Annotated in this window: 15 protein-coding genes and 1 tRNA gene; 5 read left to right on the top strand and 11 right to left on the bottom strand. The window is 63.2% G+C overall.

Annotated elements, in window-relative coordinates:
• The first annotated feature begins 34 nt into the window (after nt 1-34).
• The 3 genes from CYJ17_RS06090 to aroE all read left to right on the top strand — a co-directional run bounded on the left by CYJ17_RS06090 (nt 35) and on the right by aroE (nt 3683).
• A complete protein-coding gene (locus CYJ17_RS06090; RefSeq protein WP_101595075.1) occupies nt 35-778 on the top strand; it encodes a fumarylacetoacetate hydrolase family protein in 744 nt (247 codons plus the stop codon).
• Between the two features lie 69 nt (nt 779-847).
• Nucleotides 848-2821: an AMP-dependent synthetase/ligase gene (locus CYJ17_RS06085; protein ID WP_101595079.1), complete on the top strand. Its 1974-nt coding sequence runs from the start codon at nt 848-850 to the stop codon at nt 2819-2821.
• 4 nt (nt 2822-2825) lie between these two features.
• On the top strand, nt 2826-3683 hold the full coding sequence (aroE, locus tag CYJ17_RS06080) for a shikimate dehydrogenase (protein ID WP_101595082.1): 858 nt from the start codon (nt 2826-2828) through the stop codon (nt 3681-3683).
• A 757-nt stretch (nt 3684-4440) separates the two neighbouring features.
• On the opposite strand, the gene CYJ17_RS06075 is transcribed toward aroE, so the two are convergent.
• The 3 genes from CYJ17_RS06075 to CYJ17_RS06065 form a co-directional block, all read right to left on the bottom strand.
• Nucleotides 4441-4522 (bottom strand) — tRNA-Leu (locus tag CYJ17_RS06075).
• A 156-nt stretch (nt 4523-4678) separates the two neighbouring features.
• Entirely contained in the window at nt 4679-5149 is a 471-nt protein-coding gene (gene bcp / locus CYJ17_RS06070) for a thioredoxin-dependent thiol peroxidase (protein WP_101595086.1), read from the bottom strand.
• Complete coding sequence (locus CYJ17_RS06065; RefSeq protein WP_101595090.1) at nt 5133-5456, bottom strand: hypothetical protein; 324 nt, start codon at nt 5454-5456, stop codon at nt 5133-5135. Before CYJ17_RS06065 ends, bcp begins: the two co-directional genes overlap by 17 nt.
• 129 nt (nt 5457-5585) lie before the next feature.
• On the opposite strand from CYJ17_RS06065, the gene CYJ17_RS06060 reads away from it, so the two are divergent.
• Nucleotides 5586-6122, top strand: coding sequence for a DUF4916 domain-containing protein (locus CYJ17_RS06060; protein WP_026429485.1), 537 nt, complete (start codon nt 5586-5588; stop codon nt 6120-6122).
• Here the strand turns inward: CYJ17_RS06060 and rdgB are convergent.
• The 6 genes from rdgB to clpS form a co-directional block, all read right to left on the bottom strand.
• On the bottom strand, nt 6119-6742 hold the full coding sequence (rdgB, locus tag CYJ17_RS06055) for an RdgB/HAM1 family non-canonical purine NTP pyrophosphatase (protein WP_087070905.1): 624 nt from the start codon (nt 6740-6742) through the stop codon (nt 6119-6121). The two genes, CYJ17_RS06060 and rdgB, sit on opposite strands and share 4 nt — an antisense overlap.
• Entirely contained in the window at nt 6733-7524 is a 792-nt protein-coding gene (gene rph / locus CYJ17_RS06050) for a ribonuclease PH (RefSeq protein WP_087070906.1), read from the bottom strand. The genes rdgB and rph overlap by 10 nt, the downstream gene beginning before the upstream one ends.
• A gap of 108 nt (nt 7525-7632) precedes the next feature.
• Nucleotides 7633-8430, bottom strand: coding sequence for an MBL fold metallo-hydrolase (locus CYJ17_RS06045; protein WP_087070907.1), 798 nt, complete (start codon nt 8428-8430; stop codon nt 7633-7635).
• The gene (gene murI / locus CYJ17_RS06040) at nt 8427-9239 is read right to left on the bottom strand and encodes a glutamate racemase (protein ID WP_087070908.1); all 813 of its coding nucleotides are present in this window, start codon (nt 9237-9239) and stop codon (nt 8427-8429) included. The genes CYJ17_RS06045 and murI overlap by 4 nt, the downstream gene beginning before the upstream one ends.
• 9 nt (nt 9240-9248) lie before the next feature.
• Nucleotides 9249-9974: a DUF2017 family protein gene (locus CYJ17_RS06035; protein ID WP_087070909.1), complete on the bottom strand. Its 726-nt coding sequence runs from the start codon at nt 9972-9974 to the stop codon at nt 9249-9251.
• A complete protein-coding gene (gene clpS / locus CYJ17_RS06030) occupies nt 9964-10302 on the bottom strand; it encodes an ATP-dependent Clp protease adapter ClpS (RefSeq protein WP_087070910.1) in 339 nt (112 codons plus the stop codon). The genes CYJ17_RS06035 and clpS overlap by 11 nt, the downstream gene beginning before the upstream one ends.
• Before the next feature lie 148 nt (nt 10303-10450).
• Here clpS and CYJ17_RS06025 point away from each other — a divergent pair, with 148 nt between their 5' ends.
• Complete coding sequence (locus CYJ17_RS06025) at nt 10451-11806, top strand: nicotinate phosphoribosyltransferase (protein WP_026429492.1); 1356 nt, start codon at nt 10451-10453, stop codon at nt 11804-11806.
• A 53-nt stretch (nt 11807-11859) separates the two neighbouring features.
• Here CYJ17_RS06025 and CYJ17_RS06020 read toward each other — a convergent pair whose 3' ends face one another.
• Nucleotides 11860-13677 (bottom strand): DEAD/DEAH box helicase, encoded by a 1818-nt coding sequence (locus CYJ17_RS06020; protein WP_234984511.1) that lies wholly within the window; start codon nt 13675-13677, stop codon nt 11860-11862.
• The gene (locus CYJ17_RS06015; protein ID WP_026429494.1) at nt 13638-13982 is read right to left on the bottom strand and encodes a DUF3039 domain-containing protein; all 345 of its coding nucleotides are present in this window, start codon (nt 13980-13982) and stop codon (nt 13638-13640) included. Before CYJ17_RS06015 ends, CYJ17_RS06020 begins: the two co-directional genes overlap by 40 nt.
• Nucleotides 13983-14138: the final 156 nt, after the last annotated feature.

The raw sequence follows: 14138 nt of genomic DNA, 5'->3' as shown, positions 1-14138 counted from the left end.
GCTAAAGTCTAGGTGAAATACTAAGGTTAATGATATGAAAATAGCACGCTTGAGTTTGAGCCAGGGGCCGCGCTACGCGGTCTACGACGAAGGCGCCGATGACTTCGTTATCCTCGCCGATGATCCAATTTTCGGGGAAATTCAGCCCACCGGGGAACGGGTGGCCGCCGCCGATGCCGTGCTCCTCTCCCCCATGATTCCGCGCTCGAAGGCGATTGGCTTCGGTAATGCGACCGCGCCGGGCGCCACCGCCGCTGATCTTTTCTTCTTTATGAAGCCCAATACGGCGGTATGCGGGCCCGATGATCCGATTATTATTCCGGAGTGGGCCAGCGAAGGCCTCGCCCACGAAGTGGAGCTCGGCATTATTATCGGCCGGGTTGCCAAGGATGTTCCCGAGGAGCGCGCGCTGGAGGCCGTTTTCGGTTACACCATTATTAATGATGTGACGGCCCGCGGGGATGTGAACGGGGCGCAGAAGATGTTTGATACCGCACTGCCGGTGGGCCCCTATATTCTCACGGATATTGATGTGAGTGATCTGGCGATGACCTCGCGGGTGAACGGGGAAACCTACACCCGGGCGCGGACCTCCGATTATCCGCTTTCCGTGGCGCAGTCGGTGGCGGCGGCGTCGCGCCGCTGCACCCTGCTTCCCGGCGATATCATTCTGCCCGGTGCCTTTAACGGTGAGCCCCCGCTGAAAGCGGGCGACGTCGTGGAATGTGAAATCGAAGGTTTCGGGGTGCTGCGCAACCCGGTCCTCGCGGCGAACTAAATAGAGCGGGAATCAACTACACAACCGGGGCCGCACCCGCGTCGCGGGCAGGCCCATGCAGGAGGATAGATGAAGAAGCACCGCGATGGTTCCCTATCGCAAAAAGCTCCTTTCAAGAACGAGTCGTATCACACGGTTCCGTGGCTGCTCGCGCAGCGGCAACGCAAGCATCCGCGCGATATCGCGGTGCATATCCAGAGCTCGATTGGCGGGAACTGGAAACCGTTGACGATTACGGAATTCCTCGAGCAGGTGCGGCTCACCGCCCGCGGGCTCATCGGCCTGGGGCTCGGGCATGGCGAACGCATCGGGATCCTCGCGGCAACCTCCTACGAATGGGCGCTGCTGGACGCGGCCGCTTTGCATATCGGGGTGGTGCCGGTTCCTATTTATGAAACAAGTTCCGCGAAGCAGATCGCGTGGATGGTTGCCGATGCGCAGATCACCCATATTTTCACCGATACTCGCGCCCACGCGGAACTGGTGGATTCGGTGACCCCGCCCGCGATTCCGCCCGCGACCGTCATGACGGAAGATTGGCGCGCCGCGCTCAATGCCGCGGCCCTCGAAGTTCCCGAAGAAGACCTGGACGCCCGTATCGCGGCGGTTACGGCCGATTCGCTCGCGACCATTATTTATACCTCGGGCACCACCGGAGATCCCAAGGGCGTGGAACTCACCCACGGGAATTTCGCGCGTACCGTGCTGGGAACGTGGCATTACGAACCGGAGATTCTCAATAATCCGCAGGCTTCGCTGCTACTCTTCCTCCCCATGGCGCATGTGATGGGGCGGATTTGCGCCTACTTCGGGCTAGCCACCCGTATTTCGGTGGGCTTCGTGGGCAATCTCAAAAACCTCATGAGCGACCTGGAGACTTTCAAACCCACCCTGCTGCTGGTGGTGCCGCGCGTTTTGGAAAAGGTCTATAACGCGGCCGAGGCGAAAGCCGGGGCGGGCCTGCGGCGCCGGATTTTCCGGTGGGCGGCCGATATTGCGGTGCAGAACGGCACCCGGCGCCGGCGCAGCCCGATTTTCGCGGTGAAACGCGCGCTGGCACGCAAACTGGTCTTCAATAAATTGCGCGAGGCGATGGGCGGGCGGATTCGTTTTGCCATTTCCGCCGGGGCGCCGCTGGGCACCCGCCTGGGGCGCTTCTACCGCGGCATCGGGCTCACCGTGGTGGAAGGTTACGGCCTCACCGAAACCACCGGTCCGGCAAATGCCACGCGCGCGGCAAATCCCGTGCTGGGTACCGTTGGATGGCCGCTTCCGGGCATGCGTATTAAACTTGCCGACGACGGCGAAGTCTTGGTCAAGGGCCACTCTGTCTTCCGCGGTTACCATAACAATCCCGAAGCTACCGCGGCTGCCTTTGCGGACGGCTGGTTCCACACCGGGGATCTCGGGACGCTCGATAAACGTGGCAACCTCACTATTACTGGCCGGAAGAAGCATCTTATTGTGACGGCCGGGGGCAAGAATGTGGCACCGGCCGTGCTGGAGGATAAGCTGAGTTCCCATCCCCTCATTTCCAATGTGGTGGTGTTGGGTGATGGGGAGCCTTTCATTTCTGCGTTGATTACCCTTGATGCGCAGATGCTTCCCTCCTGGCTTTCCTCACACGGTTTGCCGAAGATGAGTCCGGCCGAGGCAATGAATTCCGAGGCCGTGAACGCTTCGCTCCAGCGCGCGATTGACCGCACGAACGCGCAGGTTTCACGGGCGGAGTCCATCCGGAAATTCGTGATTGTGCCCGGTGATTTCAGCGAGGCAAATGGCCTGCTCACGCCGTCACTGAAGGTGCGCCGCGAAGTGGTGCTCGAACGGTACCGTGATGTTGTGGATGGTATTTACGGGGCGAACCATTCCGAGTCCACGAAGAAATCAGAGGCGAAGGAACGCCGGCGGGCGGCCCGGAAAGAACGGCGCGCGCAGCGCCGGCTCGAGCGGCTGCGGCGGCGCGGCGAGCGTGGCGCGGCCGGGCAGCTCGGAGATCGCTCCGGGCAGCAGCCTGGCGAGCCGGCCGGCGGTGAGAAGTAGCGCGATGGGGATTGATGGGCGTACGGTCAGCTACGCCGTTATCGGGCACCCGGTGGGTCATTCCCGCTCCCCCGCCATGCATAATGCGTCCTTCGCCCACCTGGGTGTAAACGCCGTTTACCTGGCTTTCGATATTGCTCCGGATGCGGGTGCGCGGGCGGTCGCGGCTTTGCGAGACCTGGGTTTTGGCGGTTTTAACGTGACCATGCCGCATAAAACTGCCGTGTATGAGAGCGTTGATGAGCTCTCCGACGATGCCCGGCTCATGGAGTCGGTAAACACTGTTCACATCCGCGAGGATGGGAGCACGGTCGGGCACAATACCGATGGCCGCGGCGCTTTTGCGGCGGTGCGGGCAGCTGGATACGATCCTGGCGATTCGGTGGTGATTTTAGGGGCGGGTGGAGCTTCGCGCGCGATCTATACCCGGGCCGCCCTCGAAGGGGTATCCCGCATCCGGGTCTTTTCCCGACGCGGGCAGAATTACGAACGGGCTATTGAGATTTTGGCTCGCTTGCGTGCCGAAACCGGTGTGGATGCCCAGCTTTGTGACCTTGCTGATGAGCAGGCGCTGCGCCGCGAGGTTGAGGCCGCTTCCCTTCTGGTCAATGCCACGAGCGTGGGCATGAGCGCCCACCCGGGCGCTCTGATCCCTGAAAGCTGGCTGCGCCCGGGCCATATTGTTTTTGATGCGGTGTACGAACCGCTGGAAACGGAGCTGCTCCAGCGCGCTCGCCGCGCCGGCGCGGGATGCGTATCCGGCTTGGATATGCTGCTGTGGCAGGGCGTTTTTGCCGAAGAAATCTGGCTGGGCCGCACCGACATTCCCGTGGAGGTCATGCGGGCGGCCCTGTGCCAGTAGCAGCGTCGGCCTACATATCCGCGCAGATAGCTAAGGTCGCAATGAGTGCGCACGGAGGGACTCGAACCTGTCAACGGCGACAGCGTGAACTCCTTGTTTTGGCTTGTTTCCTAGTGTTTCCAGCGTTTTGAGTGTCGCTCTATTCGCTCAAATCGCTTGCTTCGCTCGCTATTTCGTGTCCATGGACACGGGCTAGTCGCCCCCGGTTAGTGCGGGGTTGCCGTCCATCCGGACGGTGCCAAATGAAAGCGCCCGGCGGGTCAACACCGGGCGACTTTCCTCAAGAGAGGAGTTTCCTATGAGAAACGCAGAAACTAACTCACTGCTCCAAATGATACGGCTAATTGTCGTAGAGAGCAATGCTAAGCGCCGTGAAAGGCTCTTTGAGATCGTGAAAATGATGCTCAATGAGTTTGACGCTAGTTAGTAACTGCTGACCGTAGGCGGGCGAATGGTGACAGCGTTCGCCCGCTCTCCCCTCCCCCCTTGACCGTTTAGGGACTGACCGGGTGCAAGACCTGGCAAGGGGACGGTGCCGCGCTATAGGGGCGCGGCCTCAGCCGTGGAAAACGTCTCAGACACCGGGTTCCCGTCCGGCGTCAAACGAAACCGGACACGCCACGTAGGCGTACCGTCCTTGCGCACCCGTTTCTCAATAGAAGCCATACCCCGTACCTAACTGTGCCCTTCGTGTCCACGCCGTGTCCACAGGCACCCAACCGAAACACTTTTTGGCTTGATATCAAGGGAAAAAATGTGCGCACGGAGGGACTCGAACCCTCACGCCCAAAGGCACTGGAACCTAAATCCAGCGCGTCTACCAGTTCCGCCACGCGCGCGTACCGGTCTATCCTAGCGGATTTCCCGGTGTAGGAAAATTCGGAAAGGGCCAGGAAAGCCAGAAAAGGCCGGGAACGCCGAAAGGACCGAAAGATCAGAAACTATCGCACGATCACAACGCCAAGACCCGCGTTCCAGCCATTCACCTTTCCCACTTATTCGTCAATACCGAGATCGCGGCGCAGCCGCGCCACATGCCCGGTAGCTTTCACATTGTAAAAAGCCGCTGCCACGGTGCCATCCGGATTGACCACCACGGTGGAGCGGCGCATTCCGGTAACCGTTTTACCCCAGTTTTGCTTTTCTCCCCAAGCGCCCCATTCACTTGCCACCGCGTGATCCGGATCGGAGGCGAGCACAAAGTTGAGCCCCTGCTTCTCCCGGAATTTCTCCAGCGAGGTGAGCGAATCCGGGGAAACTCCCACCACGGCATAGCCAGCCGAGCGCAGAGAATTGAGATTATCGCGAAAATCGCAAGCTTCGGTAGTACACCCTGGGGTATTGGCTTTCGGGTAGAAGTACACGATGACTCCACGGGTGCCGTCGTTCAGATGTTCAGAAAGACGGAAGGTTCCCGCGGTGCTGTCCAAGGTGAAATCCGGGGCACGATCACCAGAATTTAACATTATTTTCCTTCACAATAAGCACGGCCCACGCGATAAGCATGGCGATACCAATCCCGAGAGGCCACAGGCCCAGGGGCGTGGGCGCGAACCACAGCATAAAAACCGCGCCAGCCCCGAATATCCAGGGGCGTTCACTCCAGTACCCGAGCCCGCACGCCACCGCTCCAACCGTTCCGAGCGCGAGAATCACTCCGTATTGCGGGAGGGCATGCCCGCTGATGGCGATATACCAACCCACAGCGAGGGTGACCACGCCCAGCGCAAGAATGGCGAGGGCGAGGTAGTTGAGGTATCGAGCTTGGCGCATGCCACTCAGTCTAGCTTCCGCATGGCGCGCCGAACCCCACCCGCGCCGGTGCTCTACGCGAAAATGCAGATGTTTCGCGGGTAGCGTGGAGTGGACCACGCGGCCGTAAAGCCCGGCAAAATTAAGAACATGAGTGAAGTCGACGCAGCTGATATGGGTCCGTGGCTCAGCCCCGAGGAACTCGAATTTGTCCGGCACAAGGTCCCGATGGTGTACGTGGATATTGTGCCGGTTCGCCTGGATGAAACCGGGCGGGTGATCGCTATCGGGATGCTGCTGCGTGCCGATTCTGAGGGGATTTTGCGGGAGTTCCCCTCGGGGCGGGTGCTGTTCCACGAACCGGTGCGCGCCGCGCTTATCCGCCATATCGATAAAGACCTCGGTTCGGTGGCACTTCCTCAACTGCCGCCGTATCTGGCCCCGTTCACGGTCACCGAATACTTCCCCACTCCCGAACCGGAGGCCGGGTATTACGATGCGCGCCAGCACCGGGTAGACCTGGCCTATATCATCCCCATTCACGGGGATTGCGATCCGGGAAATGACTCCCTGGAGTTCACCTGGTTTACGCCCGGGGAGGCACGCACCGCGGAGCTGCAGGCGGAAATGTCCGATGGGCACGCCGCTCTCTTGCGCGCAGCGCTCGGCTATATTGGCCGCTGCTAAGCCCGCTCGGCTAGCACCTGCACGATCACCGGTGCCAGCTGAGCAAATGCCTTGCCGCGGTGGGAGATAGCATCCTTTTCCTCCGGGCTCAATTCCGCGTTGGAACGGCTGGAGCCGGCCGGCGCGAAGATCGGGTCATAGCCGAAGCCCCCGCTGCCGCGCTCGGCGGTGAGGAGGATGCCCGGCATTTCGCCTTCGCGTACTTCCTCATGGCCTTCCGGGGTCACCAGCGCGGCCGCGCAATGAAAATGAGCGCCACGATTGGCCAGCGGCACATCCGCGAGCTGGGCGAGGAGGAGCTGGCGGTTCGCGGCGTCGTCCCCGTGGTGACCGCTCCAGCGCGCCGAAAAAATCCCGGGCGCCCCACCTAGAATATCTACGCACAGGCCCGAATCATCGGCAATAGCCGGCAGGCCGGTAGCCCGCGCGTAGGCCCGCGCTTTGATGAGCGCGTTCTGCGCGAACGTGGTGCCATCCTCCACCGGTTCAGGCACCGCAAACTCCGCGCCGGAGACAAGCTCAATTTCCTGCAACCACGGCGCCAGAATATTGCGAAGTTCCGTGACTTTATGGGCATTTCCGGTAGCGACGACGACGCGCCGCGGCTGCGCTACTTCCACTGGTCACCGCCGGTAAACACATCGCTACGTACCGGATTCTCCCCCTCGAAGAGCACCCGATGCTGGAGTTCACGAAGCTCGCGGGTGCCCTTATCCGCCAGGTCAAGGAGAACCCCAAGATCAGCGCGGTTGAAGGGGTGGTGTTCCGCGGTTCCCTGAACCTCCACGTAATCCCCGCTGCCCAGCGCCACGATATTCATATCGGTATCAGCGCGCACGTCCTCTTCATAAGGAAGATCGAGCCGCGGCTGGCCGTCAATGATGCCCACCGAAACCGCGGAAACCGAGGTGGTAAGGACCGGGCGGCGCACCAACTTACGTGCCCGAGCCCAGGAGATGGCATCCGCCAGAGCCACAAAAGCGCCGGTAATAGCCGCGGTGCGAGTTCCGCCGTCGGCCTGCAACACATCGCAATCCAGGGTGATGGTGTTCTCCCCCAGGGCTTTCATATCAACGGCGGCGCGCAGGCTGCGGCCAATCAACCGCGAAATCTCATGGGTGCGGCCCCCGATTTTCCCGCGCACGGATTCGCGCGGGGAACGCTCCGAGGTAGCGCGCGGAAGCATGGAGTATTCGGCGGTTACCCAGCCTTCCCCGCTGCCTTTGCGCCAGCGCGGCACCCCTTCTTCAAAGGAAGCAACGCAGAGCACGGTGGTACGCCCAAAGCGCACCAGCACACTGCCTTCCCCGGTCTCAAAATAGTGGCGGTCAATGGTGACGGGGCGCATCTCATCTACGGCACGCCCGTCCGCTCGCGTGGCGCTGGAGTTCTTTTCAGTCATGGCTTAAGGCTACCGCGCCGCTACAACATGAAAAATCCGCGTAGCCAGCTGATGCCAAACCACGCCCGCGGAGCCCTGCCCAAGCCTGCTGAGATCCGCGCACCCCGCTTAGATCCGGAAGGCTTCCCCGGCTCGCACGCAGGCCACCCGGCCCTCGTATTCTTCCCGCGCCGCGGCCCGCACGGATTCCCGATCTGTCCACGGCTGGAGGTGGGTGAGGAGCATCTCATGGGCCCCGGCCTGCGCGGCCAGCGCCCCGGCCCGCGAACCCGTGAGGTGAATGCCGCGCACGGTATCCCGCCCATCTTCATAAGCGCATTCGGAAAGGAGTAAATCGGCGCCGCGCGCCGCGGCGACGACGCCGTCGCACATATCCGTATCCCCCGTGAACGTGAGCACCACGTTCTCCCCGGGGCGCAGATCCGAGGGGCCGGTGATCCGGTAGGCGAAAGTTTCCACGGTGTGGAGGGCGGGGAACGCCTGGATGGTCATGGGGCCAACGCGGAAGGTATCCCCGGCGCGGACCTGGCGGAAGTCGAAAACGTCGTCGTAAGTTTCTTCCGGGCCGTCGTCGCCCAGTTGGCGGGCGCGCCGCCGCGCATCCCCGGGGCTGTACACCGCCACCCGGGGCAGCGGGCCGGAAGGATGCCAGCGCCGGTAGACCTGCATCCCGATGAGGTCGGCGCAGTGGTCGGCGTGGAGGTGGGAAATCACCATGGCGTCCAGGAGTGCCGGGTCGGTATAGCGCAGCAGATGGCCCATGGCGCCGGGGCCGAAATCCAGCGTGAAGGTGTAGGTGCGCGGGGCGCCGTTCGCGTCGATTCCTTCCGCCTGCACTAGGTAGGCCGAGGCGGGTGATTCCGGCCCGGACATTGAGCCGGAGCATCCAATGATCGTCAGTCTCATGCCGAGAGTTCCTCCGTAGATAGCACGGTTCCTACTTCCGGACCGAGGAATCTGCGGGCGAGGTGCCCGAAACTCACCGGGTCGCCGGTGGCGTAGAAGCGGCGCCGGGGGGTTCCCGGGCCGGCAAACATATCGCGGGTGGCTAGTTCGCGGTAAACATCGCGGGCGGTTTCATCCGCGGAGGACACGATGGTCACGTCCTCCCCCATGGTGTAGGAGATCACACCGGCGAGCAGCGGGTAGTGGGTGCAGCCCAGCACCAGGGTATCCACCCCGGCCGCCCGCACCGGAGCGAGGTAGTGTTCGGCAACCGCCTGCACCTGGGCACCGGCCGTCTGCCCCTGTTCCACCAGCTCCACGAACTGCGGGCAGGCCCGGGTGGTCAGTTCCAGATTCGGGGCGGCCGTAAAAGCATCCTGGTAGGCCCCCGATTCGATGGTGGCCGGGGTGGCAATCACCCCGATTTTCCCGTTCCGGGTGGCCCGCACCGCGCGGCGCACCGCCGGGCGGATCACCTCCAGCACCGGGATCCCCATCTCTGTGGCGAAGCGCTGCCGGGCATCCGCGAGCGCGGCGGAGGTGGCGGAATTGCAGGCGATGACCAGCATTTTCACGCCGGAGCCCACCAGTTTCTCCATGATGTCCATGGCGTAAGCGCGTACCTCGGGAATGGTTTTGGTGCCGTAGGGGCAGTGGGCGGTATCCCCGATATAGGTGATGGATTCGCCGGGAAGCTGGTCAATAATCGCGCGCGCGACCGTGAGGCCACCTACGCCGGAATCAAAAATACCAATGGGACGGGAATCCATACTGTCAAGTTACCGCCGCAGGTCCTTGTTCTGAATGGCAGTGATGAGTGAATCTTGCCACCACGCAATAATTACGTAGAGCACGCCGATCATGTCGTCGGTGGTATCGATTTGGGGGCGCTCGGATTCCATAATGTCGAGCGCGCGGGAGGTCACGGCCTCGGATTCCGCCGCGGTGGTGATATCGCGGCGGGTGCCGAGCACGATCCGAATATCATTCGCGCCGGCCAGCCAGCTACCGGCATCTTCATTACTCACCCATACAGCCTCGCTCGCCAGGGAGGTATAGAAAACCAGCAGGTTGCGGATTTTTGTGTGGCAGACGGCGGATTCGGTAAGGGCGCGCAATTCGTCAGCGAGCTCGGGTTCCTCGGACATATCCGGCAGGAGCCGGGCGAGGGCGGTATCCATATCGCAGGCAGGGGTGTAGCAGCGGGTGGTTTCCAGGTCGGCTAATTCGCGTTCGTAGGAGGCGAGCACATCGCTGGATTCTTCCACGCCGCGTGCGCTGTTACCGCGGGAGCCAGGCGTACCATTGCCGCGGGCGCCAGGTGCGTGCGCGGCGCCGGGCCCGGTTACATCCGCGCTGCTTTCTTGCATTTCTTCGTCCAGGTTGTAGCCGAGCAGAGTTGCGACGTCGCGCGCAAGTCCGGCAAAAAGTTGCCGTTCGGTCGCGTCAACGCTGGCACGGTAGCCGCCGCGGGCGGGGCGGAAGGGCAGCATATTATCTCCCACCTTCCGGTTCTTCTTCGATGGTGGCGAGCAGTCCGTAGGTGTGCATGGCCCGGGCGTCTGTTTCCATCTGCTCGCGCGGTCCGGTTGATACGACGGCGCGCCCGCGGGTATGGACCTCTAACATGAGGGTGAGGGCGCGGTCGGCCGAATGGCCAAAGTAGGATTGGAACACCCACTGCACATAGCTCATGAGGTTGATCGGATCATCGTGCACAACGGTGCGCCAGGCGCGGGCCGGGCCGGTGACCGCTTCGAAAAGCGTGAGGCTTTCGGTGCGGCTCGCCGGGCTGCTGGCCCCTAAATCTTCAGGAGATGTGTGCGCGCTCATATCTCCATCCTAGTGCCAAGCTCTTATCGGCGCGGCGAATCATCCCCGGGCAGCGCTTATCGGCGCGGCCCATCATCCTCCGCCAGCTTCTGCCGGCGCGGCCTATCATCCCCGGCCAGCTCAGGTGGGCGCGGGTAGACTCAGGCATATGAGTGTTTCAACTGCTTTGCTCACTGATATGTACGAGCTGACCATGGTGGATGCGGCCATGCAGTCGGGAAAGGCCCAACGGCGGGCCGTTTTTGAGATTTTTGCGCGCCGGCTCCCGGGCGGGCGCCGCTACGGGGTGGTGGCCGGCACGGGCCGCCTGCTCGACGCCCTGAAGAATTTCCGCTTCGGGGAAGAAGAAATTGAGTACCTGCGCGCCAATAAGATCGTTTCTGATTCCACCCTGGAGTGGCTGCGCACCTTCCGCTTCTCCGGCGATATTTGGGGTTACGCGGAAGGTGAAATGTACTTCCCCGGTTCCCCTATTCTCACCGCGGTGGGCACCTTCGCGGAGTGCTGCGTGCTGGAAACCCTCGCGCTTTCTATTTTCAACTATGACTCGGCGGTGGCCACGGCTGCCTCGCGTATGACGATTGCCGCGCACGGGCGGCCCTGCGTGGACTTCGGGGCGCGCCGCACCCACGAACGCAGCGCGGTTTCCGCGGCCCGCGCGGCCTATATCGCCGGTTTTGTGGGCACCTCGGATCTGGAGGCCGGGCGCCAGTACGGGATTCCGGTTTCGGGCACCTCGGCGCATTCTTTCACTCTGGTCCACGATTCGGAGCGCGAAGCTTTCGATACTCAGATCGCAGCCATGGGCACCGGCACCACGCTGCTGGTGGATACCTACAATATCGCGCAGGGCGTGGAGAATGCGGTGGCGGCCGGGCGCGCGGCCGGCGGTGAGATCGGTGCGGTGCGTATTGATTCGGGTGATTTGATCGCCACCGCCTTCAAGGTACGTGAACAGCTGGATCGCCTGGGTGCCACCTCCACGAAGATCACCGTCACTTCGGATCTTGATGAGTACGCGATCGCCTCCCTCAATTCCGCCCCGGTGGACGGCTACGGGGTGGGCACCCGCCTGGTCACCGGCTCGGGGGTTCCCACCGCGCAAATGGTCTACAAGCTAGTCCAGCGCGAAGGTGCGGACGGCCGGCCCGAGGAGGTCGCCAAGGCTTCGGAGAATAAGGCTTCGGTGGGCGGGCTCAAGGTTGCCGGGCGCTTGGAGAGCGGCGGGCACGCCACCGAGGAACTGGTGGTGAGCGCCTCGAGTTTCGCCGAGGGCCTGGCCTACCTGGAGAAACAGGGCGCCCGCCCGCTCCAGGTCCATCTGGTAGAGGCCGGCACCATCGACGAACGTTACTGCGGCACGGAAGTCCTCTCCGCCGCCCGCCTGCGCCACGACACCTCGCGCGACGCCCTCCCCTACGACGGCTGGCGCCTCTCCGCCGGGGAACCCGCGATCCCCACCCGCATGGTGGATATTTTCCCTGGCGACGACGCCGCGGCTTAATTCCCGCTCGCCTTCCTGCTCGCTGCGGCGCTGGTTCGAAGCGGCCAGAGCGCTTAGCGCTGGCCTACGAACCAGCGCCGCAGTGTTTTCACGCGCGCTTCGATCTGGTCGGCGCTCGCCCGGGCGACTTCCGGGCCGCCGCAGGCGCGGCGCAACTCCGTGTGGATAAGGGCGTGCGGGTCCCCGGTTTTCTTCGCCCAGGCCGCCACCAGCTGGGTGAGTTCCTTGCGGGCGGTACGCCGGCGGGTGAGCTCATCGGCGCCCGGGGCCGGGCGCTGGGAGCGGGCCTTTTTTGCCTGTTCGGCCTGGTGGGCGCGCAGCAGCGTGGTCACTTCTTCGGGTTCGAGCAGCCCGGGAATCCCTAGGAAATCTGCTTCTTCTTCCGAACCGACGGCCGCCCCGAGCCCGAATTCACCGCCGTCGAAAAGAGCCCTATCGAAAAGCGCCCCCGATTCCAGGGCTTCGTAACCCGGGCCCTCCAGTTCCTCACTGGCCTTTTCTTCCCGGTTGGCGGCCTCCAGCAGGTCATCATCCCAGCCGGCCACCTCCGCCTGTTTCGAAATGGCGTGGTCGCGTTCTTTTTCCATCTGTGCGGCCAGCTCCAGGAGCACCGGCACCGAAGGCAGGAACACCGTGGCGGTTTCCCCGCGCCGCCGGGCCCGCACGAAACGCCCGATCGCCTGCGCGAAATAGAGCGGGGTCGAAGCCGAGGTGGCATACACGCCCACGGCCAGGCGCGGCACGTCCACCCCTTCGGATACCATCCGCACCGCCACCATCCACCGCGAATCAGAATCCGCGAAGGTGGCGATTTTTTCGTTCGCGCCGGCATCGTCGGAGAGCACCACGGTAGGTGCTTCCCCGGTGATCTCGGTGAGGATCTGCGCGTACGCGCGGGCATCCTTCTGGTTGGAGGCGATCACCAGCCCACCCGAATCGGGTAGCGAGCGGCGCACCACCGTGAGGCGTTCGTTCGCGGCGGACAGCACCTCCGGGATCCACTCCCCACCCGGATTGAGGGCGGTACGCCAAGCCTGCGCCGTCATATCTTTGGTGAGTGGCTCGCCTAAGGTCGCGGCCACCACGTCACCCTGCTTGGTTTGCCAGCGCACCTGCCCCGAATAGGACAGGAAAATAACCGGCCGAACCACCCCGTCGCGCAGCGCCTGGGCGTAACCGTAGGTGTAATCGGCTTTGGAGCGCAAGTTCCCATAGCCATCCGGTTCGTAGGTCACAAAAGGAATGGGCGAGGTATCCGAACGGAAAGGCGTGCCGGTGAGGGCCAGGCGGCGGGTGGCCGGAGTGAAGGCTTCGCGAATGCCATCCCCCCAGGAGAGAGCATCCCCGCCGTGGTGAATCTCGTCCAGGATCACGAAGGTGGGCCGGGCGCTGGTGCGTTCGCGATGCAGGGCCGGGTTAGCGGCCACCTGGGCATAGGTCACGCACACCCCGTTGAAGAAGGAGCCTTCGGTGCGCTGGGCGTTGGTGAAATCGGCGTCCAGCTGAATACCCACGCGCGCCGCGGCCTGCGCCCACTGTGTTTTCAGGTGTTCGGTGGGGCAGACCACCGTGATGGTGCGGGCCTCGTGGCGCGCGAGCATTTCGACGGCGACGCGCAGCGCGAAGGTGGTTTTACCCGCCCCGGGGGTAGCTACCGCGAGGAAATCCCGGGGCATGCGCTCCAGGTAGAGGCGCAGCGCTTCGGCCTGCCAGGAGCGCAGGCTCGAGGTGGTTCCCCAGGCCGCGCGGGCCGGGAAAGCCGGAGGGAGATTCGAAGCGGCGGAAACGGAAGGGGTATGCGGGGTAGAAGCGGGAATCGAGCGGTGCAGACTCACTTGCCACTTCCCGGCACGTCCGGCCCGAAGGGCCATCCGGAGCCTTGGTTGCCCATCTGTTTACGGATTTCCTTGCAGGTGGGGCACACCGGATAGCGATCCGGGTTGCGCGAAGGAATCCAAATCTTCCCGCACAGCGCCACCACCGGCTGGCCGTACACGGCGGAAGCCATAAGGCGGTCCTTGCGCACGTAGTGGGAGAAACGCTCCTCATCACCGTGAGAAAGGCGTTCTTCGGTGCGTTCCAGCACCCCGACGGATTGCTGAGATTCCGTGGCCGGGCCGGCCGGGGCCGATGGCGCGCCCGGAGTTCCTAAAGGATCGGGAAGGGAAGTACTCATGGGCTCTATTGTACGGCCCGCGCCGGCCCGGGGAAGCCGCACCGGGGCGCCTCACGTGGAAAGCGAAAGTACCCGGAGCCCGGCAGCGCCGTCGTACCTCAACACGCCCCTACACAAGAATCGCCTCCCCGGCAAAACCGAGGAGGCGATACTCAC

The sequence above is a fragment of the Actinotignum timonense genome, assembly GCF_002860685.3.
Classification (GTDB): domain Bacteria; phylum Actinomycetota; class Actinomycetes; order Actinomycetales; family Actinomycetaceae; genus Actinotignum; species Actinotignum timonense.
Note: the sequence above shows the minus strand (reverse complement) of the source record. Positions and strands in the feature narration are given on the sequence as shown.